The 19,556-nt window shown below is 68.8% G+C and carries 10 protein-coding genes, 3 pseudogenes and 1 riboswitch; of the genes and pseudogenes, 5 read left to right on the top strand and 8 right to left on the bottom strand.

Annotated features, from left to right (window positions below):
* Positions 1-21: 21 nt before the first annotated feature.
* The 3 genes and pseudogenes from LJB71_RS14560 to LJB71_RS07415 form a co-directional block, all read right to left on the bottom strand.
* Positions 22-1,950 carry a PAS-domain containing protein gene (locus LJB71_RS14560; RefSeq protein ID WP_310649403.1) on the bottom strand — a complete coding sequence of 643 codons (1,929 nt, stop codon included), beginning with the start codon at positions 1,948-1,950 and terminating at the stop codon, positions 22-24.
* Positions 1,938-3,374, bottom strand: coding sequence for a hypothetical protein (locus LJB71_RS14555; protein ID WP_310649402.1), 1,437 nt, complete (start codon positions 3,372-3,374; stop codon positions 1,938-1,940). The genes LJB71_RS14560 and LJB71_RS14555 overlap by 13 nt, the downstream gene beginning before the upstream one ends.
* Positions 3,375-3,494: 120 nt before the next feature.
* A pseudogene (locus LJB71_RS07415) lies at positions 3,495-5,725 on the bottom strand (TonB-dependent receptor).
* Between the two features lie 154 nt (positions 5,726-5,879).
* Here LJB71_RS07415 and LJB71_RS07410 point away from each other — a divergent pair.
* The 5 genes and pseudogenes from LJB71_RS07410 to LJB71_RS07390 all read left to right on the top strand — a co-directional run bounded on the left by LJB71_RS07410 (position 5,880) and on the right by LJB71_RS07390 (position 12,341).
* Positions 5,880-7,283, top strand: coding sequence for a GntP family permease (locus LJB71_RS07410; RefSeq protein WP_259303682.1), 1,404 nt, complete (start codon positions 5,880-5,882; stop codon positions 7,281-7,283).
* 19 nt (positions 7,284-7,302) lie between these two features.
* Positions 7,303-8,391 carry a DNA polymerase IV gene (dinB, locus tag LJB71_RS07405; RefSeq protein WP_259303681.1) on the top strand — a complete coding sequence of 363 codons (1,089 nt, stop codon included), beginning with the start codon at positions 7,303-7,305 and terminating at the stop codon, positions 8,389-8,391.
* Between the two features lie 44 nt (positions 8,392-8,435).
* Positions 8,436-9,719: pseudogene (locus LJB71_RS07400) on the top strand (MFS transporter).
* 109 nt (positions 9,720-9,828) lie between these two features.
* Complete coding sequence (locus LJB71_RS07395) at positions 9,829-12,156, top strand: Tex family protein (RefSeq protein WP_259303680.1); 2,328 nt, start codon at positions 9,829-9,831, stop codon at positions 12,154-12,156.
* Positions 12,153-12,341 (top strand): oxidoreductase-like domain-containing protein, encoded by a 189-nt coding sequence (locus tag LJB71_RS07390; protein ID WP_259303679.1) that lies wholly within the window; start codon positions 12,153-12,155, stop codon positions 12,339-12,341. The genes LJB71_RS07395 and LJB71_RS07390 overlap by 4 nt, the downstream gene beginning before the upstream one ends.
* Here the strand turns inward: LJB71_RS07390 and LJB71_RS07385 are convergent.
* From LJB71_RS07385 to clpA, 5 genes and pseudogenes are all read right to left on the bottom strand, one after another.
* The gene (locus tag LJB71_RS07385) at positions 12,320-12,733 is read right to left on the bottom strand and encodes an acyl-CoA thioesterase (RefSeq protein WP_259303678.1); all 414 of its coding nucleotides are present in this window, start codon (positions 12,731-12,733) and stop codon (positions 12,320-12,322) included. The genes LJB71_RS07390 and LJB71_RS07385 overlap by 22 nt on opposite strands.
* The gene (locus tag LJB71_RS07380) at positions 12,723-13,721 is read right to left on the bottom strand and encodes a ribonucleotide-diphosphate reductase subunit beta (protein WP_259303677.1); all 999 of its coding nucleotides are present in this window, start codon (positions 13,719-13,721) and stop codon (positions 12,723-12,725) included. Before LJB71_RS07380 ends, LJB71_RS07385 begins: the two co-directional genes overlap by 11 nt.
* A gap of 17 nt (positions 13,722-13,738) precedes the next feature.
* A complete protein-coding gene (locus LJB71_RS07375; protein WP_259303676.1) occupies positions 13,739-16,132 on the bottom strand; it encodes a ribonucleoside-diphosphate reductase subunit alpha in 2,394 nt (797 codons plus the stop codon).
* A 186-nt stretch (positions 16,133-16,318) separates the two neighbouring features.
* Positions 16,319-16,540: riboswitch (cobalamin riboswitch) on the bottom strand.
* Positions 16,541-16,556: 16 nt separating this feature from the next.
* Positions 16,557-17,267, bottom strand: coding sequence for a 4'-phosphopantetheinyl transferase superfamily protein (locus LJB71_RS07370; protein ID WP_259303675.1), 711 nt, complete (start codon positions 17,265-17,267; stop codon positions 16,557-16,559).
* Between the two features lie 6 nt (positions 17,268-17,273).
* A pseudogene (gene clpA / locus LJB71_RS07365) lies at positions 17,274-19,552 on the bottom strand (ATP-dependent Clp protease ATP-binding subunit ClpA).
* Between the last annotated feature and the right edge of the window lie 4 nt (positions 19,553-19,556).

Here is a 19,556-nt window from a genome sequence, read left to right as displayed (position 1 = left end):
CGCGCAGTGTAGCCGGCGCAGCTACTCCACGGTCGCCGGCGGATGCGCCGCCAGCAGGCGGTCGAGCATCGATTTGAGCGCCAGCGGGCGCAGCGGCTTGGCCAGCAGCGACAGCCCCGCCTCCTGCACCGCGCTGCGCACCGCGCCGGTCTGGTCGGCGCTGAGGATCAGGCACGGCACGGCGCCGTAGCGGGTGGCCAGGCGCGCATGCAGGCGGACGCCATCCTCGCCGGCATCCAGGTGGTAATCCAGCAGCCACAAATCGCACGCAGCATCGCCCAGCAGACGCGCGGCGGCCTCGCCATCGGCAGCGGCCCGGACCCGGCAACCCCAGCCCTCCAGCACCCGGCACAGGGCCTCGCGCGCCGGCGCCTCGTTGTCCACCACCAGCACCCGCAGGCCGGCCAGGCCGCGGGTGGCGGCCCGCACCGGCGGCCGCTGCGGCTGCGCCCCGGCCGCCGCCAGGCACAGGCCGAAGCAGCTGCCGCGGCCCGGCTGCGAGCGCAGGGAAATTTCGCTGCCCAGCAGGCCCGCGATCCGGCGCGCGATCGCCAGCCCCAGCCCCAAGCCCTGCCCCGACGCACCGTCGCCGCGGCGGAACTCCTCGAAGATCGCCTCGCGCTGGGCATGGGGGATGCCCGGCCCGGTGTCGTGCACCTCGATGCACAGCCAGCCGCCGCGCCGGCGCACGCCGATCAGGATTTTCCCGCGCGCGGTGTAGCGCACGGCATTCGCCAGGAAGTTCTGCAGCGCCCGCCGCAGCAGCTGCGGGTCGCTGTGCACCCAGGCCCGGGTGGGGACATGGCGCAGCTGCAACCCGCGCTCGGCGGCCAGCACCCGGAACTGCGCGACCAGCGGCTCCAGCACCTCGGCCAGCGGCAGGGCGCGCGGCTCCGGCACCAGGCCGCCGGCCTCCAGCCGCGACATGTCCAGCAGGGTGGTCAGCAGGTCGGCGGTGGAATCCAGCGCCGAGGAAATCTGCCGCGCCAGCTCGCGCTGCTCGGCGTCGCCGCGCTGCTGCAACGTATCCGCGAACAGGTGCGCGGCATGCAGGGGCTGCAGCAGGTCGTGCCCGATCGCGGCCAGAAAGCGGCTCTTGGCGTCGTTGGCCTGCTCGGCCTCGCGCTTGGCGGCTTCCAGCAGCGCGGTGCGTTCGGCCACGCGCTGCTCCAGGGTCTCGTTTACCCGCATCAGCCCGGCCTCGGCCTGTCGGAACGCGGTGACGTCGGTGAAGGTGGCGACGAAGCCGCCACCCGGCATCGGGTTGCCGCGGATTTCGACGATGCTGCCGTCCGGGAACACCCGCTCCGACAGGTGCGGGGTGCCGGCGCGCATGTGCGCGAGCCGACGCGCCAACGCCGCATCCAACTGCGTGGAATCGATCCGCGACACGTGGCGCAACGCCCAGCGCGCGGCCTGCGCGATCGGCATGCCCACCCGCAGCATCCCGCGCGGATAGCCGAACAGCTCCTCGTAGCGGCGGTTCCAGGCCACCAGATGCAGCTGGGCATCGACCACGCTGATGCCCTGGCTCATGTTCTCCAGCGCCGCCTCCAGCACCCGCTGGTTGAAGCGCAGGTCCTGCGAGGCCTCGCCCACGATCGCAGCCACCGTGTCGAGGTCGGCGCCCGGCGCGGCGCGGCGCGCGGCATCCAGCAGCAGGCGCGCCGAGGCGCTGCCGAGCACCGCGGCCAGCTCGTGCTCCAGCCGCGACTCCAACCGCGCCGGCACCAGGCCGCTGGGCGGCGCGTCGCGCAGCAGTGCCTCCACCCGTTCCGCTGGCAAAAACCGCAGTCCGGCGCTGCGCAAAGTCTCAAGGTCGGCCCCGCGCGTGGCGCGCTGGCGCGGAACCCCGCGCAGCACCGCCACCAGCCAGGTGGCGGCGGTGCCGGTGAACAGGCTGACCCCGACCGCCCGCGCCAGCCGGCTCCAGCCGGTCAGGCCGAACATCGCCTCCGGCGCCAACCAGGCCAGACCCAGCGGCCCTTCGCGCGCCAGTGCGGGTCGCCGCCCAACGCCGCCGCCAACATCGGCACCAGCATCACCCAGGCCCAGGCCGCGAATCCCGCCAGCACCCCGATGCTGGCCGCGATCGCCGGCGTCTGTGGGCGAAAGACCGCGAAGGCCAGCGCCGGAGCCAGGGTGGCCAGCGCGGAGAACGACACCGCGCCCACGTCGGCCAGCGCCTGGTTGCCGCTCAGCAGGCGGCTGTAGCCCCAGCCCAGCAGCATCAGCAGCAGGATGCCGACCCGCCGCAGCCGCAGCAGATCGCCGCGGCGGTCGCCGCCTTGCGCGCGGGCCCAGGCCCCACGCAGCAGGCCGGGTGCGAACCAGTGGTTGCCGATCATCAGGCTCAGGGTGAGCGTGCTCACGATCACCATGCCGGTGGCCGCGCTCAACCCTCCCAGGAACACCAGCAGGGCCAGCCCGGCATGCCCCTGCGCCAGCGGCAGCGCCAGCGCGTACATGTCGGTGGGCACGCTATTGCCCAGCAGGGCCGCGCCCGCGCGCGCCAGCGCCAGGGTGGGCAGCGCGATCAGCAGCAGATACAGCGGGAACTGCCAGCGCGCGGTGCGCACGTCGGCCTGGTCGCGGCATTCCACCACGCCGACGTGGAACTGGTGCGGCATCACGAACATCGCCAACGCGCCCAGGATCACCAGCGGCATGAAGCCGCCCGTGGCTGCGGGCGGTGGCGGCGGCGGCAGCTCCGGCAGGCCGCGCAGGCCGAACCACACGAACCCGCCCAGCGCCAGCATCGCCACCAGCTTGAACAGCGATTCGAACGCCAGCGCCAGCACCAGCCCGCGGTTGTGCCCGGCGGCGCTGACCCGGCGGGTGCCGAACAGGATCGCGAACGCCGCCATCGCCAGCGCCACGTACAGCGCCCCGTCGCGCCACGCCGGCGGCGCGCCGTCATCCGCGCTGGCGATGCCGGAAGTGAGCGTGGCCAGGCTCATGGTGATCGCCTGCAGCTGCAGCGCGATATAAGGAATCAGGCCGAGCACCGCGACCAGGGTCACCACCGCCGCCAGCCACGCGTCCTTGCCCAACCGGGTGGCGATCAGGTCGGCCAGCGAGGTCGCGTTACTCTCGCGCGCCAGCCGCACCAGGTGCACCATGAAGGCGATCGCCAGTACATAGAACAGGATCGCGCCGACGAACGTCGGCGGCAGCGGCCAGCCGTAGCGCGCCGCCTGGGTCACCGTGCCATAAAAGGTCCACGAGGTGCAGTGCACCGCCAGCGACAGCGCATAGACATGCCGCCAGTGGCGGGCGAACACGTGCGGGTGGCGCTCCGCGTACAGGCCGGTGCCGAACAGCAGGCCCAGCCACAGCAGCGCGGCGGCCACCACCGTGGCGACGCTCAGCATGGCGCCGCCTTCAGGCATGGAGGAATGCGGACTCGCGCATGGACGGACATCGCCGGCGAGGATAGCGCGACGGCGGGCTTGCGCCCGCCGCCGCGACGTACCGGCCCGGAGGTGCGTGGGTCAGAAGTTGTAGCGCACGCTGAGGCTGACCTGCCGCGGCGGCCCATAGAAGCCGGTATACACACCGAGCGCACGGTTGAGATTGTAGCCGGTGGTCAGATAGCGTCGGTCGAGCAGATTGCTGCCTTGCAGTGAGAGGGTCCAGGCCGGATTGATGGTCCAGATCACGGTCGCACCGAGCAGGCCGTACGGCCCCTGGCTGATCGGCGGACGTCCGAACGGCGGCACCTCCGCGCGCAGGATTTCGGTGGTGGCCACGACATCGGTCTGATAGGTGTAGCCGATCCGCGCAAACACGTCGCCCTGGCCTGCCGGATGCCGGTATTCGAGATTGATCCCGCCGTTGAAGCGCGGCGCATTGGTGAACTTTTGCTCGCTGGCGATGTTCACCCCGGCATAGATGAAACGGTCATACTTGGCATCCAGCCAGGCAAGATTGCCGGCCAGCGACCAGTTCTCCGCCAGTTTCCACTGATATTCGATCTCCAAGCCGTTGACCGTCCCGGAGCCGGCATTTGTGAAATCGCCGAAAAAGGCATCGTCCGTCCCGTCACCATTGCTGTCGTAGGCGGTGAATACCGACAGCTGGATGTCCTTGTAGCGGTTGTGGAACGCGGCCAGATTGAGGAACAGGCTGTCACCCAGCAGCGCCATTTTGCTGCCGACCTCGAAGCTGTCTACCTTCTCGTCGCGGAACGGATTCGCGGAACGCGGAACCGCGACAGCCTGGGCGCGGATGTTGTAGCCGCCGGACTTGAAGCCACGCGTGTACAACCCATAGAGCATCACCGCCTGGCTCAGCCGGTAGTCCAGCGAAATCTTCGGGGAAACGTTCTTGAACGTAATCCTCTTGTCGAAGTTCGCCGCGACCGAGACCGGCTGCGTGAAGGTGGCATCGGAATACCCCCGGTTGAGCACGATCGCGTGCTTTTCCTCATTCGTGTAGCGAACGCCGAAATCAACGCTGAAGTCCGTGCTTACGTCGTAGGTCCAATCGGCGTAGAGGGCATAACTCTTGGTGTACACCTTCCCCTGGGTATCGCCGAACAGCAAGTTGAAGAAGTTGTTGAGGACACGGCCGCCGGCCCAGCCGTCGAAAGAGTAGAGCCCCATCACGCCATGCAGCTTGTCGCCGGCATCGTAGTTGGCTTGCAGTTCGTTGGTCAGCTGCTGGTCGCTGTAGAACGCCTTGACATCGGCGATCTTGGCCTGGGTGGTATCGAAATCGATGTTCGTCTCGGTATCCGATTTCCGCTTCGCCAGCACGTATTTCCAGGTCCAGTCATCACTGGCACGGAAATGGGCCGTCATCGACGCACCACTCATGGTGGTCTCATTGACGTTCGGCATCCCATTGCGCACGTCATAGCGGCTCGCCAATGGCGGCGTATTGGGAACGAACCGGTTCGCCTCCAGCATCCTGGCCCCGCGAACCCCGGATGCATCTTTCACATGGTCGATGGCAAACTGCACATCGAACGCATCGTTGAAGTACGCGCCGAGTTGCACGCGCCATGCGGTGGCATCCTTGTCGCTGACGCGGTCCCCGGTGACGATGTTCCTGCCGAAGCCGTCATTCTTCAGCCTGGCCACCGAGACCCTGGCACGCAACGCATCGCTTCCCCCAGGCTGCCACCGATCGCGCCCTTGAAATCACGCTGGCCGTAATTGCCGATCGCAACGGAGCCAAACCCGTTGAAATCCGGCCGCAGTCCCTTGGAGACGTATTTGATCGCGCCACCAATGGTGTTCTTGCCGTACAGGGTTCCCTGCGGACCGCGCAGAACCTCGATGCGATCGACGTCGAAGACATCGAGCAGCGCGCCCTGTGGACGGGCAATGTAGACGTCATCCATGTAGAGCCCAACGCCCGGATCAACGCCCCACAGCGGATCCGATTGGCCAACGCCGCGAATGTAGGCAGTCAGGGTGGTATTGGAACCACGCGCCGCATAGATCGTAAGGTTTGGCACCTGGCCGTCGAGATTCGACAAGTCCTTCACGTCCAGGCGATCCAGCTGGCCGGCAGTGAACGCCGTCACCGCGACCGGCACGTCCTGCAGCGTCTCCTCGCGCTTGCGCGCGGTGACCTTGACGGATTCGAGCGTCGTCACCTGCTCGCCCTCTTTGGTCTTCGCCTTCGGCGCGTCCTGCGCCAGCGCCGGGGCGCCGACCAGCAGCGACACGGCCAGCGCGCCGTGGATCGCCATGCTCAACTGCTTGCGTTTCATCTGTCCCCTCCGGGTATGCGGGCGGCACGATTACCACCAATGACGGGCACGGTAAGCGCCGCCGCCCGCCGGCGGCATTGGACGTTCGGACAATGGGCCGCCCCCGCCTTGGGACCGGACACTCGCAGCCCTGCATCCATCGCCGGGAATGGGCATGTCGTTTCTGATCGTGTTGGCCGCGCTGTGCTTTCTGATGCTGGTGGCCTACCGCGGCTACAGCGTGATCCTGTTCGCGCCGGTGGCCGCCCTCGGCGCGGTGCTGCTCACCGATCCGCAGCTGGTCGCGCCGATGTTCACCGGGCTGTTCATGGACAAGATGGTCGGCTTCCTCAAGCTGTACTTCCCGGTATTCCTGCTGGGCGCGCTGTTCGGCAAGCTGATCGAGCTGTCGGGGTTCTCCAAGGCGATCGTGCAGGCCACCATCCGCGCGGTCGGCGCGCAGCGGGCGATGCTGTCGATCGTGCTGGTGTGCGCGCTGCTGACCTACGGCGGGGTCTCGCTGTTCGTGGTGGTGTTCGCGGTGTACCCGTTCGCGGCCGAGCTGTTCCGCCAGGGCAACATCCCCAAGCGGCTGATCCCCGGCACCATTGCGCTGGGCGCGTTCACCTTCACCATGGACGCCCTGCCCGGCACGCCGCAGATCCAGAACATCATCCCCACCACGTTCTTCGGCACCACCACCTGGGCCGCGCCGTGGCTGGGCACGCTGGGCGGCGTGTTCATCCTGATCACCGGCCTGGCCTACCTGGACTGGCGGCGCCGGGTGGCCGCGCGCAACGGCGAGGGTTATGGCGATGCCGCCACGCTGGCGAACGAGCCGGCCGCGTTCACCGGCGGCAGGCTTGCCCACCCGCTGGTCGCCGTGCTGCCGCTGCTGGTGGTCGGCATCGTGAACAAGCTGCTGACGCTGTGGATCCCGCTGCATTACGGCGACAGCACCCGCTTCGTGCCGGCGGTGATCGGCAACCCCGCGCCGGTGGTGCAGGAAACCTCAAAGCTGGTGGCGATCTGGGCGGTGGAAGGCGCGCTGCTGGCGGGCATCGCCTGCGTGCTGCTGCTGGCCTGGCGGCCGGTCAAGGCGGGATTCTCCGAAGGCAGCAAGTCCGCGATCGGCGGCGCGCTGCTGGCCGGGATGAACACCGCCTCGGAATACGGCTTCGGCGCGGTGATCGCCGCCCTGCCCGGCTTCCTGGTGGTGGCGCACGCGCTGGGCAGCATCCCCAACCCGCTGGTCAACGAGGCGGTGACGGTCACCGCGCTGGCCGGCATCACCGGCAGCGCCTCCGGCGGCATGAGCATCGCGCTGGCGGCAATGGCCGACACCTTCATCGCCAACGCGCACGCCGCCGGGATCCCGATGGAGGTGCTGCACCGGGTCGCTGCGATGGCCTCCGGCGGCATGGACACCCTGCCCCACAACGGGGCGGTGATCACCCTGCTGGCGGTGACCGGCCTGACCCACCGCCAAGCCTACAAGGAGATCTTCGCCATCACCTGCGTCAAGACCCTGGCGGTGTTCGTGGTGATCGGGCTGTACTACGCCTTCGGGCTGGTGTGAGCCTGCCTACAATGGCGCAGTGAGCGCCCCGCAACGCAAGATCATCCATGTGGACATGGACGCGTTCTACGCGTCGGTGGAGCAGCGCGACGATCCTGCACTGCGCGGGCGGCCGGTGGTGGTGGCGTGGCGCGGGGCGCGCTCGGTGGTATGCGCCGCCAGCTACGAGGCGCGCGCCTTCGGCATCCGCTCGGCCATGCCCGCGCTGCGCGCGGAGCGGCTGTGCCCGCAGGCGGTGTTCGTGCCACCGGATTTCACCCGCTACAAGGCGGTGTCGCGGCAGATCCGCGCCATCTTCGCGCGCTACACCGAGCGCATCGAACCGCTGTCGCTGGACGAAGCCTACCTCGATGTCACCCGACCCAAGCGCGACCTCGGCAGCGCGACCGCCATCGCCAGCGAGATCCGTGCCGCCATCCGCGACGAAACGCGGCTCACCGCCTCCGCCGGGATCGCGCCCAATAAGTTCCTGGCCAAGATCGCCAGCGACTGGAACAAGCCGGACGGCCAGTTCGTCATCAAGCCGGCGAGGGTGGAGGCATTCCTGGCACCGCTGGCGGTCGGCAAGCTGCCTGGGGTGGGCAAGGTGATGGAGGCCAAGCTGGCGGCGCTGGGCATCGCCACCTGCGCCGACCTGCGCGCGTTCGGCGCGGAGGCGCTGCAGGCGCGCTTCGGGCGCTGGGGCCTGCGCCTGCACGCGCTGGCGCAGGGCATCGACGAACGCGAGGTGGAATCCGAGCGCCCCACCCTGCAGGTCTCCAGCGAGGACACCTTCCCCGACGACCTGCCGCTGGAGGCACTGGAACCGCACCTGCGCCGGCTGGCGGGCAAGACCTGGGCCGGCTACCTGCGCGAACGCACGCGCCGTCCGGACCGGGTGGCCCGCACCGTGGTGCTCAAGCTCAAGACCGCCGACTTCCGCACCCTCACCCGCAGCCTGACCGCAGCGCAGCCGCCGACCTCGGAACAGGCGCTGGCCGATACCGCCTGCGCCCTGCGCGCGCGCGTGGGCCTGCCCGCCGCGACCCGCTACCGGCTGGCCGGCGTGGGCCTGTCCGGGTTTGCCGAACCCGACGGCAGCCGCGCCCAGGACGACCTGTTCGCCTGAAGCCCGCGTTCGCATACGCTAGGTGGATGGGCACCATCGATTCCATGGCACATCCCGCGCAGGCTGGAGGGCTGTCGCGCCAGCAACTCAAAACGCTCGTGCTGTCCGCCCTCGGCGGCGCGCTGGAGTTCTACGACTTCGTGGTGTTCGTGTTCTTCGCCACCACCATGGGCGCGCTGTTCTTCCCCCGCCGACATGCCCGAATGGATGCGGCTGGTGCAGACCTTCGGCATCTTCGCCGCCGGCTACCTCGCGCGCCCGTTGGGCGGCGTGCTGATGGCGCATTTCGGCGACCTCACCGGGCGCAAGCGGATGTTCCTGCTGAGCATCCTGCTGATGGCGCTGCCCACCCTGCTGATGGGCCTGCTGCCGACCTATGCCCAGATCGGCGTCGCGGCGCCGCTGCTGCTGCTCGCGCTGCGCATCCTGCAGGGCGCGGCGATCGGCGGCGAAGCGCCGGGCGCGTGGGTCTTCGTCAGCGAACACGTCTCGCCGCGGCACCGCAACCTCGCCTGCGGCTCGCTGTCGCTGGGCCTGCTGGCCGGCATCCTGCTGGGCGCGCTGGTGGCACGCGCGGTCAACGCCATGCTGGACGAGGCGCAGCTGATGGCCTGGGGCTGGCGCCTGCCCTTCCTGGTGGGCGGCGTGTTCGGCCTGCTGGCGATGCGGCTGCGCCGCCAGCTGCACGAAACACCCGTGTTCGCCGAACTGCAGCAGCAACGCGCGCTGTCGGCGGAGCTGCCGCTGAAGGCGGTGGTACGCGACCATCCCGGCGCGATCGCGCTGGGCATGCTGCTGACCTGGCTGCTGACCGCCGCGGTGGTGGTCACGATCCTGATGATGCCCACCTTCCTGCAGGGCATGGGGGTCAGCCGCGACGCCGCGCTGGCCGGCAACGCGCTGGCGGTGCTGGCGGCGATGGCGGCGAACCTGGTTGCCGGCGCGCTGGCCGACCGCTTCGGCGCCGGCCGCCTGCTCGCCTTGTGGAGCCTGCTGCTGGGCGTGGCGTTCTGGTGGTTCTACCGCGAGGCGCAAGGCGGGGCCTATTCGCACGCACTGTATGCACTCGCCGGCAGCGCCGTGGGCCTGACCGCGATGATCCCCGCCATCATCCTCGGCGGTTTTCCCCGGCGGTGCGCTTCTCCGGGCTGTCGCTGGCCTACAACCTCGCCTACGCCATCGCCGGCGGCCTGACCCCGGTGCTGCTCAGCCTGGCGATGAAAGACAGCCCGACCGCGCCCGTGCACTATATCGCCGGCATGGCGACGCTGGGGATCGCGCTCGCAATCGGGGCCGCCTGGCGCGACCAGCGCATGCCCGCGGCTTGAGTCCGCATAGCGGACTGGCCATTGAGTGCGCCGCGATTGGCTTGTCAAGCTGTCGCCGGTCGAACTGCGCGGCGACAATGCACGCAGAGTGTTCTCGCGAGTCTGCCGCATGACTGATGCCGTTTCTGCTTCTAGCCACAAGATCGCCACCACCATCGCCGCCGACATCGGCGCGCGGCCTGCCCAGGTGCAGGCCGCGGTCAAGCTGCTGGACGAAGGCGCCACGGTTCCGTTCATCGCGCGCTACCGCAAGGAAGTGACCGGCGGGCTGGACGATACCCAGCTGCGCAATCTCGAAATCCGCCTGGCCTACCTGCGCGAACTGGAAGAGCGGCGCGCAGCGATCCTGGCCAGCATCGCCGAACAGGGCAAACTCACCGACGCACTGCGCGCCGAGATCGAGGCGGCCGACAACAAGGCACGGCTGGAAGACCTGTACCTGCCCTACAAACCCAAGCGCCGCACCCGCGCCCAGATCGCCCGCGAAGCCGGGCTGGAGCCACTGGCAGATGGCCTGCTGGCCAATCCAGATCAGGTGCCAGAGGAGTACGCCGCCGGTTTCATCGATGCCGACAAGGGTGTCGCCGATGTCAAAACCGCGCTGGAAGGCGCGCGCGCGATCCTGATCGAACGCTGGAGCGAGGACGCCGCGCTGTTGGGCGAGCTGCGCGACTGGCTGGCGCGCGAAGGGCTGATCCGCGCAAAGGTGGTGGATGGCAAGCAGACCGCGGGCGAGAAGTTCCGCGATTATTTCGACCACGCCGAGCCGCTGGCGAAGATTCCCTCGCACCGCATGCTGGCGCTGCTGCGCGGCCGGCGCGAGGAGATCCTGCAGCTCGACCTCGACCCCGGCGCGGATGCCGAAGCCGGGCATGCCTATGCCGAAGGACGCATCGCCCGGCACGTGGGCATCGCCGAGCGCGGGCGCGCGGCAGATGCCTGGCTGCGCAATGCGGTACGCCTGGCCTGGCGCGCGCGGATCCACATGCACCTGCTGCTGGACCTGTTCAACCAGGCGCGCGAAAAAGCCGAGACCGAGGCCATCGAGATTTTCGGACGCAATCTGAAGGATCTGCTGCTGGCCGCGCCGGCGGGCCCGAAGGCGGTGCTGGGCCTCGATCCTGGGCTGCGCACCGGCGTAAAGGTGGCGGTGGTGGACGCCACCGGTAAGCTGGTCGCCACCGATACCATCTACCCACACGAACCCAAGCGGCAGTGGGAGGCGTCGATCACCACCCTGGCCGCGCTGTGCCGCGCGCATCGGGTCGCGCTGATCGCGATCGGCAATGGCACTGCCAGCCGCGAGACCGATAAGCTGGCCGGCGATTTGATCAAGCGCCATCCTGAACTCGCACTGCAGAAACTCGTGGTCAGCGAGGCCGGCGCCTCGGTATATTCGGCATCGGAACTGGCCGCGAAGGAGTTTCCGGATCTCGACGTCTCGCTGCGCGGGGCGGTGTCGATCGCGCGCCGCCTGCAGGACCCGCTGGCCGAGCTGGTGAAGATCGAACCCAAGTCGATCGGCGTCGGCCAGTATCAGCACGACGTGGACCAGTACCAGCTGGCCCGGCGCCTGGATGCCGTGGTGGAAGACTGCGTGAACGCGGTCGGGGTGGATGTGAATACCGCCTCTGCCCCGCTGCTGGCGCGCGTCTCCGGATTGTCGGCGACGGTGGCGGAGAACATCGTCGCCTACCGCGACCAGCACGGCTTCTTCCCGTCGCGCAAGGCGCTGCTGAAGGTGCCGCGCCTGGGCGAGAGGACGTTCGAGCAGTGCGCCGGCTTTCTGCGCATCATGGACGGCGAACAGCCGCTGGATGCCTCGTCCGTGCACCCGGAGGCGTATCCGGTAGTGGAGCGCATCCTCGCGGCCGGCGGCAAGTCGGTGAAGCAGATCATCGGCGACACCGCCTTCCTGCGTTCGCTGGAAGCCGCGCAGTTCACCGATGAACGCTTCGGCGAACCCACCGTGCGCGACATCCTCAAGGAGCTGGAAAAACCCGGCCGCGACCCGCGTCCGGAGTTCCGCGCCGCGCAGTTCGCCGACGGCGTGGAGGACATCCGTGACCTGCGCCCCGGCATGGTGCTGGAAGGCGTGGTGACCAACGTCGCCGCATTCGGCGCGTTCGTGGATATCGGCGTGCATCAAGACGGGCTGATCCATATCTCGGCGCTGTCCGAGCGCTATGTGAAAGACCCGCGCGACGTCGTGAAAGCCGGCGATATCGTCAAGGTGAAGGTGCTGGAGGTGGACGTTGCGCGCCGCCGCATCGCCCTTACCCGCCGACTGGATGATCCCGTTGGCGAAGCACGCGGCGAGACGCGCCGCGACGGCCAGGCCGCACGCGGCCCGCGCCCCGCGACGCCGCAGGTGCAGCCGGCGAAAGCCCCGTTCAACCGCGCGCTGGCCGACGCGCTGCGGGGCCTGAAGCGATGAGCACGCCACCGCCGACCGCGCCGGACCCCGATCCGCGCCCGATGCCGCCCACGCCTCCACTGCCCGGCGACTGCTGCGACAGCGGCTGCGACCCCTGCGTGCATGACCTCTACGCCGAGGAACTTCAGCACTACCGCCAGGCGTTGGCGGCCTGGCGGGCGCGTCATCCCGACGCCGGCGACTGACCATGCCCCGGGATCGGCGGCACCGCGGCCGGCCGGCCCTGCGCGTCCAGCGCGACCATGGTGAACCGCCCGCGCGTGCACAGCACGCGCTCGCCGGCCAGCAGATCCTCGGCGTGCAGTTCGACTTCGACCTGCATCGCGCTGGTGCCGACACTGACAATCCTCGCTTCCACCTCCACCAGTTGCCCTTGCCGGATCGGGCGGCGGAAGTCCACCCGCTCGGAGCGCGCGGTCACCACGGTGCGCCGCGCGTGGCGCGAGGCGGCGATGAACGCCGCCTTGTCCATCCACGCCAGCGCCTGCCCACCGAACAGCGTGCCGAGGTGGTTGGCGTGGTCGGGAAACACGATTTCCTGCAGGTGCGCGTGCACCGGCCTGGCATCAGAAGGCATGATCGAAGGCCACCTCGCCCTGCACGCCGACCTGATAGGCGGACACCCGGCGCTCGAAGAAATTGGTCAGCTCCTGCACGTCCTGCAGCTCCATGAACGGCAGCGGATTGCGCACGTGGTACTGGCGGGCCATCCCGAGGCGCTCGAAATGCTGGTCGGCGCAATGCTGCAGGTACTGGCGCATGTCGCGGGTGGAGATGCCCGCCACCCCGCCGGAGAGCACGTCCTCGGCGAACTGCAGCTCGCACTCGATGGCCTCGGCCAGCATCGCGCGCACCTGCTGCTCCATGGCCTCGTCGAACAGCTCCGGCTCCTCCATGCGGATGGTGCGCACGCATTCGAACGCGAACTCCATATGGCAGCTCTCGTCGCGGAACACCCAGTTGGTGCCGGAGGACAGCCCCGGCAGCAGTCCGCGCGAACGCAGGTAATAGACGTAAGCGAACGCGGCGAAGAAGAACAGCCCTTCGATGCAGGCCGCGAAGCAGATCTGGTTGAGCAGGAACTGGCGGCGCTGGGCGCGGGTCTGGATCCGGTCGAGGGCATGGATCGAGTCGATCCACTTGAAGCAGAACTCGGCCTTCTTGCGGATCGAGGGGATGTTCTCCACCGCGGCGAACGCGCGGAAGCGCTCCTCCGGGTCCGGCAGGTAGTTGTCCAGCAGGGTCAGATAGAACTGCACGTGCAGCGCCTCTTCGTACAACTGGCGCGACAGGTACATACGCGCTTCCGGCGCGTTGAGATGCCGGTACAGGTTCAGCACCAGATTGTTGGCCACGATCGAATCGCCGGTGGCGAAGAACGCCACCAGGCGGTGGATCAGGTGGCGGTCGGCCGGCGTCATCTTGTGGCGCAAATCGCCGAGGTCGATCTCGAAATTGATCTCTTCCACCGTCCAGGTGTTGCGGATCGCGTTGCGGTACATCTCGTAGAACTGCGGGTAGCGCATCGGCCGCAGGGTGAGGTCGAAACCCGGGTCGAGCAGCATGGCGGAATGGTCGCTGTTCATTGGCAGGCCTCGCAGCTTTCCGGGTTTTCCAGCGAGCAGGCCACCGCCTGCGCCGGGGTGTAGCTGCCGACGGTGGTCTTGGCGATCCGGGTGGCCGGGCGCGAGCGCAGGTAATAGGTGGTCTTGAGCCCTTGCTTCCAGGCATACATGTACATCGACGACAGTGCGCCGATGTTCGGGCTTTCCATGAACAGGTTGACCGAGGCGGACTGGTCGATGAAGGCGCCGCGCTCGGCGGCCATGTCGATCAGGCTGCGCATCGGCAGCTCCCAGGCGGTGCGGTAGATCTGGCGCAGCACCTCGGGAATCTGCGGGATGCCCTGGATCGAGCCGTCTGCCAGCTTGATCGCATCACGCATTTCCGGCGTCCACAGCCCCAGCCGTTTGAGCTCCTCCACCAGATATCGGTTGACCTGCAGGAAGTCGCCGGAAAGCGTCTCGCGCTTGAACAGGTTGGACACCTGCGGTTCGATGCACTCGTAGCAGCCGGCGATCGAGGCGATGGTCGCGGTCGGCGCGATCGCCACCAGCAGCGAGTTGCGCAGGCCGTGCGCCTGGATGCGCGCACGCAGCGCATCCCAGCGTCCCGGATCGTCCGGCATGGTGTCCCAGGCGTCGAACTGCAGCTCGCCGCGCGCGGCGCGGGTGTCGGCAAACGCCGGGTGCGCGCCCAGCGCCTGCGCCAGCTCGCAGGAGGTGTCCAGCGCATGAAAGTAGATTTCCTCGGCGATCCGGCGCGACAGCGCGCGGGCCGACTCGCTGTCGAACGGCAGGCGCAGGCGGAAAAACACGTCCTGCAGGCCCATGCAGCCCAGCCCCACCGGGCGCCAGCGCAGGTTGCCGCGACGCGCCGGCTCGACCGGATAGAAATTGAGGTCGATCACCCGGTCCAGCTGGCGCACCGCCATGCGCACGGTCTCGGCCAGTTTTTCGAAATCGAACTGGCCCTCGGCATCGAAATGCCGCGCCAGGTTGATCGAACCGAGATTGCACACCGCGGTTTCTGCGTCGGAGGTGACCTCCAGGATCTCGGTGCACAGGTTGGACAGGTGCACCACGTTTCCAGGCAACGCGGTCTGGTTGCAGGCGCGGTTGCACTTGTCCTTGAAGGTCATCCAGCCGTTGCCGGTCTCGGCCAGGGTGCGCATCATCCGCGCGTACAGCTTGCGCGCCGGAAGCTGGCGCACTGCCTTGCCCTGCTGCTCGGCCTGCGCGTAGGCGCGCTCGAAGTCGTCGCCGTACAGATCCACCAGCTCCGGCACCTGCGCGGGGTCGAACAGCGACCACGGCTGGTCGGCTTCGACCCGGCGCATGAACAGGTCCGGCACCCAGTTGGCGAGATTGAGGTTGTGCGTGCGCCGCGCCTCGTCACCGGTGTTGTCGCGCAGCTCCAGGAAATCCTCGATGTCGGCGTGCCAGGTTTCCAGGTACACGCAGGCTGCGCCCTTGCGCTTGCCGCCCTGGTTGACCGCGGCGACCGAGGCATCCAGCGTCTTCAGCCACGGCACGATACCGTTGCTGAACCCGTTGGTGGAGCGGATCAGCGCCCCGCGTGCGCGCACCCGGCTGTAGCTGACGCCGATGCCGCCGCTGAACTTGGACAGCTGCGCGATCTGGCCGTAGCGCTGGTAGATCGATTCCAGCGAGTCCTGCGGCGAATCCAGCAGGAAGCAGGACGAGAGCTGCTCGTGGCGGGTACCGGCGTTGAACAGGGTCGGGCTGGATGGCAGGTACTCCAGATGCGCCATGCCCTGGTACAGCGCGACCGCCTCGCCCACGTCCTGGCTCAGCGCGCAGGCGATGCGCATGCAGAACTGCTGCGGCGTCTCGATCACCTTGCGGGTGTGCGGATGGCGCAGCAGGTAGCGGTCGTACAGGGTGCGCAGGCCGAAATAGTCGAACTCGCGATCCAGCGCGGGATCGATGGCGTCGTTGAGCTTGCGCGCATTGGCCTGCACGAAGCCGAGCAGGCGCTCGTTGACCAGCCCGACATCGAAGCCGCGCTGCACCGACTGCGAGAAGGCGTGGATTTCCTGCCCCGCCACTTCCTTGGCGATCACTCCGGCCAGCAGGCGCGCGGCAAGGCGGCCGTATTCGGGCTCCTCGCCGGTCAGCAGCGCGGCGGTGCGGATCGACAGCTCGTCCAGCTCGGCGGTGGTCGCGCCATCGTACAGGCCGGAGATGGTGCGGGTGGCCACCCGCATCGGCTCCACCGCGTGCAGGCCTTCGGCGGCGCGGGTGATGGCGCGCACGATCTTGTTGAGGTCCACCGGCTCGCTGTGGCCGTTGCGCTTGGTGACACGCATGCCGGTGGCGGTGGGCGGCGGGGTGAGGTCGAACGCGGGCGCGGCAGGCGCGGCGGCCAGCGCAGCAGCATCGGATGCAGACATCGTTGGGATCTCCATGCGTGATGCACGAACCCCGGGCCTGTCCCTCGCAGGCGCGGATGGCATCGGAGCTCCCAAGGCTGACGGCGCGGTGTCGCATGGGCTGAGACCTGCGCACCGACGGCACGCAGACGGCCCCTGCTGCACCGGCCATCTCCCCCGGAGATTCCGCGGCCGGCACCGCGCGGCGTGCTTCGCGCGGCTGTCGGCAGGTCTTCGGGCTCGTGGATGCGACGGCCCTGCCGTCACCTCGGTCGCACCTTCCCGGGACCGCCGTCCCAGTGGTCGCCGCGACCTCGTCTCCACCTACCGCTGCGGGGCAGCGCCGGATTCCGTGCCTGCGCACGTGGACCGGCTTCCCTTTTCATCCGACAGCTTGTGGCCGACGGAACCGACAGCCACAAGATATTGGGAACCCGTCGCCGGGTCAATCCCGGCCGCGAGCATACGGGCCGACGTAATGCCAGCCCACCGGGGCAGCCGGCGGATCCGCCCACTCCCAGGCCAGCCACTGCACCTGCACTCCGGGCGCGCCGGCCAGCGCCAGCGCGCCAGCGCCGATATCCCAGGTCCAGGCGTCGGCGAACGCTGCTGCCGCCGGCCTGGCGCAGAGCGCGCGCGCAGCGCGCACGCCCAGTCCCTGTCCGCTGCGCTTGGCGTGCGCTTCTTTCAGCGCCCACAGGCGATGAAACAACGCCTTGCGCATCGACACCCCGGCTTCCGCCACGCGCGCGCACTCTTCCGGGGCAAAGGCGAATGCCGCCAGCGCGCTCCAGTCACGCGCACGCCGCGGCAATTCCAGGTCGATCCCCACCGGCACCTCTGCCAGCACCAGCGCCAGCCAGTCGCCGCTATGGCTCAAGGACACATGCAGCGGCAGCGCCTCGCCTGCGAGGCACAGCCGCGGGCGGCCCTGCGCCTCCGTGGCCCATTCGATCCGGTGGGGCGCCAGCCCCAGCCACTGCGCGACCCGCGCTCTCGCTTGCCAGTGCCCCGCCAGGAAGGCCGCCTGCCGCGCCGGCGCGGTGATCGCCCGCAACCGCTCCCGCTCGGCAGGCGTCAGCCACTCAAGCCCTTGCGCCCGCGCCTCGGCGGCCAGGTCGGCGATCCTCCGCAGCTCGACCTGCGCCGCCGGCATCCGCGCTTACGCCAGCACCGCCGGCAGCAGCTTCTCCGGCTCGGCCTGCACGTCCAGCGCCAGCTCGCCATCGACCACGTCCAGGGTCACGCGGCCGCCGTTGAGCAGCTTGCCGAACAGCAGCTCGTCCGCCAGTGGGCGCTTGATCTTGTCCTGGATCAGGCGCGCCATCGGGCGTGCACCCATCAGCGGGTCGAAGCCCTGCTGGCCCAGCCATTCGCGCGCGGCCGCGGTGGCCGTCAGCATGACTTTCTTTTCCTGCAGCTGGGTTTCCAGCTCGATCAGGAACTTGTCCACCACCCGCAGGATGTGCTCGAAGCCCAGCGCCTGGAACTGCACGATCGCATCCAGCCGGTTGCGGAACTCCGGCGTGAAGCCGCGCCGGATCGCCTCCATCGCGTCCGGACTGTGGTCCTGCTTGGTAAAGCCAATACTGCGCCGCGCCGCCTGGGTCGCGCCGGCGTTGGTGGTCATCACCAGCACCACATTGCGGAAATTGGCCTCGCGTCCGTTGGTGTCGGTCAGCACGCCGCGGTCCATCACCTGCAGCAGGATGTTGAAGATGTCCGGATGCGCCTTCTCGATCTCGTCCAGCAGCAGCACGCAGTGCGGCGTCTTGACGATCTTCTCGGTCAGCAGCCCGCCCTGGTCGAAACCGACATAGCCGGGCGGCGCGCCGATCAGGCGGCTCACCGAATGCGGCTCCATGTACTCGCTCATGTCGAAGCGGATCAGCTCGATCCCGAGCTGCATCGCCAGCTGACGGGTCACCTCGGTCTTGCCCACGCCGGTGGGGCCGGCGAACAGGAAGCTGCCGATCGGCTTGTCCGGATTGCCCAGGCCCGAGCGCGCCAGCTTGATCGCGCTGGCCAGCGTTTCGATCGCCGGGTCCTGGCCGAAGATCACCATCTTCAGGTTGCGCTCCAGGTGCTGCAGCACGTCCTTGTCGGAGGCGCTGACCTGCTTGGCCGGGATGCGCGCCATGCGCGCCACGATGGTCTCGATCTCCTCCACGTCGATCACGTGCTTGCGCACCTCCGGCGGCTGCAGGCGCTGGCGGGCGCCGGCCTCGTCGATCACGTCGATCGCCTTGTCCGGCAGCAGGCGGTCGCCGATGTGCTTGACCGACAGGTCCACTGCGGCGCGGATGGCGTCGTCGGCGTAGGCCACCTCGTGATGGGCCTCGTACTTGGCCTTCAGGCCCTTGAGGATCTCCACCGCCTCGCCCACCGTCGGCTCGACGATGTCGATCTTCTGGAAGCGCCGCGCCAGCGCGCGGTCCTTCTCGAACACGCCGCGGTATTCCTGGAACGTGGTCGAGCCGATACAGCGCAGCTCGCCGTTGGCCAGCACCGGCTTGATCAGGTTGGAGGCATCCATGGTGCCGCCGCTGGCCGAGCCGGCGCCGATGATGGTGTGGATCTCGTCGATGAACAAAATCGCGTTCGGCTGCTTCTTCAGCGCCGCCAGCACGCCCTTCAGACGCTTCTCGAAGTCGCCGCGGTACTTGGTGCCGGCGACCAGCGCGCCGAGGTCGAGCGAATAGATCACCGCCTCGGCCAGCACCTCCGGCACCTCGCCGTCCACGATCCGCTTGGCCAGGCCTTCCGCCAGCGCGGTCTTGCCCACCCCGGACTCGCCCACGTACAGCGGGTTGTTCTTGCGCCGGCGGCACAGCACCTGGATGGTGCGCTCGATCTCCTCGGCGCGGCCCACCAGCGGGTCGATCTTGCCGGCCGCGGCCAGCGCGTTGAGGTTGCTGGCGAATTCCGCCAGCGGGTCGGACTTTCCTTCTCCCTCGCCGCCCTCGGGCTTGGCCTCGCCATCCGCGGCCGGCTGGCCCGGCTCCTCGTCCTGGCGCGAGATGCCGTGCGAGAGGTAATTCACCACGTCCAGCCGGTGCACGTCCTGCTGGTTGAGGAAATAGACGGCGTGCGAGTCTTTCTCGCCGAAGATCGCCACCAGCACGTTGGCGCCGGTGACTTCCTTCTTGCCGGAGGACTGCACGTGGTACACCGCGCGCTGCAGCACGCGCTGAAAGCCCAGCGTGGGCTGGGTGTCGCGGCCGTCGTCCTCGGGCAGGCGGTTGACCGAAACCTCGATCGCGTTTTCCAGCTCGTCGCGCAGGCGCGGCAGATCAGCGTTGACCGCGCGCAGCACCGCCTCCGCCGACGGGTTGTCCAGTAGCGCCAGCAGCAGGTGTTCGACCGTCATGAACTCGTAGCGCGCTTCGCGGGCGCGCTTGTAGCACTGGCCGATGGTTTGCCGAGATCCTTGCTGAACATGGGG

Source organism: Thermomonas sp. S9, assembly GCF_024704365.1.
In the GTDB taxonomy this organism is placed as follows: Bacteria; Pseudomonadota; Gammaproteobacteria; order Xanthomonadales; family Xanthomonadaceae; genus Thermomonas.
This window is presented reverse-complemented; position numbering and strand designations above follow the sequence as displayed.

Coding starts and splice junctions, on each gene's coding strand:
- LJB71_RS14555 (WP_310649402.1), bottom strand. CDS start 3,374: ATGCTGAGCGTCGCCACGGTGGTGGCCGCCGCGCTGCTGTGGCTGGGC.
- LJB71_RS14560 (WP_310649403.1), bottom strand. CDS start 1,950: ATGTTCGGCCTGACCGGCTGGAGCCGGCTGGCGCGGGCGGTCGGGGTC.
- LJB71_RS07375 (WP_259303676.1), bottom strand. CDS start 16,132: ATGTCTGCATCCGATGCTGCTGCGCTGGCCGCCGCGCCTGCCGCGCCC.
- LJB71_RS07410 (WP_259303682.1), top strand. CDS start 5,880: ATGTCGTTTCTGATCGTGTTGGCCGCGCTGTGCTTTCTGATGCTGGTG.
- LJB71_RS07395 (WP_259303680.1), top strand. CDS start 9,829: ATGACTGATGCCGTTTCTGCTTCTAGCCACAAGATCGCCACCACCATC.
- LJB71_RS07370 (WP_259303675.1), bottom strand. CDS start 17,267: ATGCCGGCGGCGCAGGTCGAGCTGCGGAGGATCGCCGACCTGGCCGCC.
- LJB71_RS07385 (WP_259303678.1), bottom strand. CDS start 12,733: ATGCCTTCTGATGCCAGGCCGGTGCACGCGCACCTGCAGGAAATCGTG.
- LJB71_RS07390 (WP_259303679.1), top strand. CDS start 12,153: ATGAGCACGCCACCGCCGACCGCGCCGGACCCCGATCCGCGCCCGATG.
- LJB71_RS07380 (WP_259303677.1), bottom strand. CDS start 13,721: ATGCTGCTCGACCCGGGTTTCGACCTCACCCTGCGGCCGATGCGCTAC.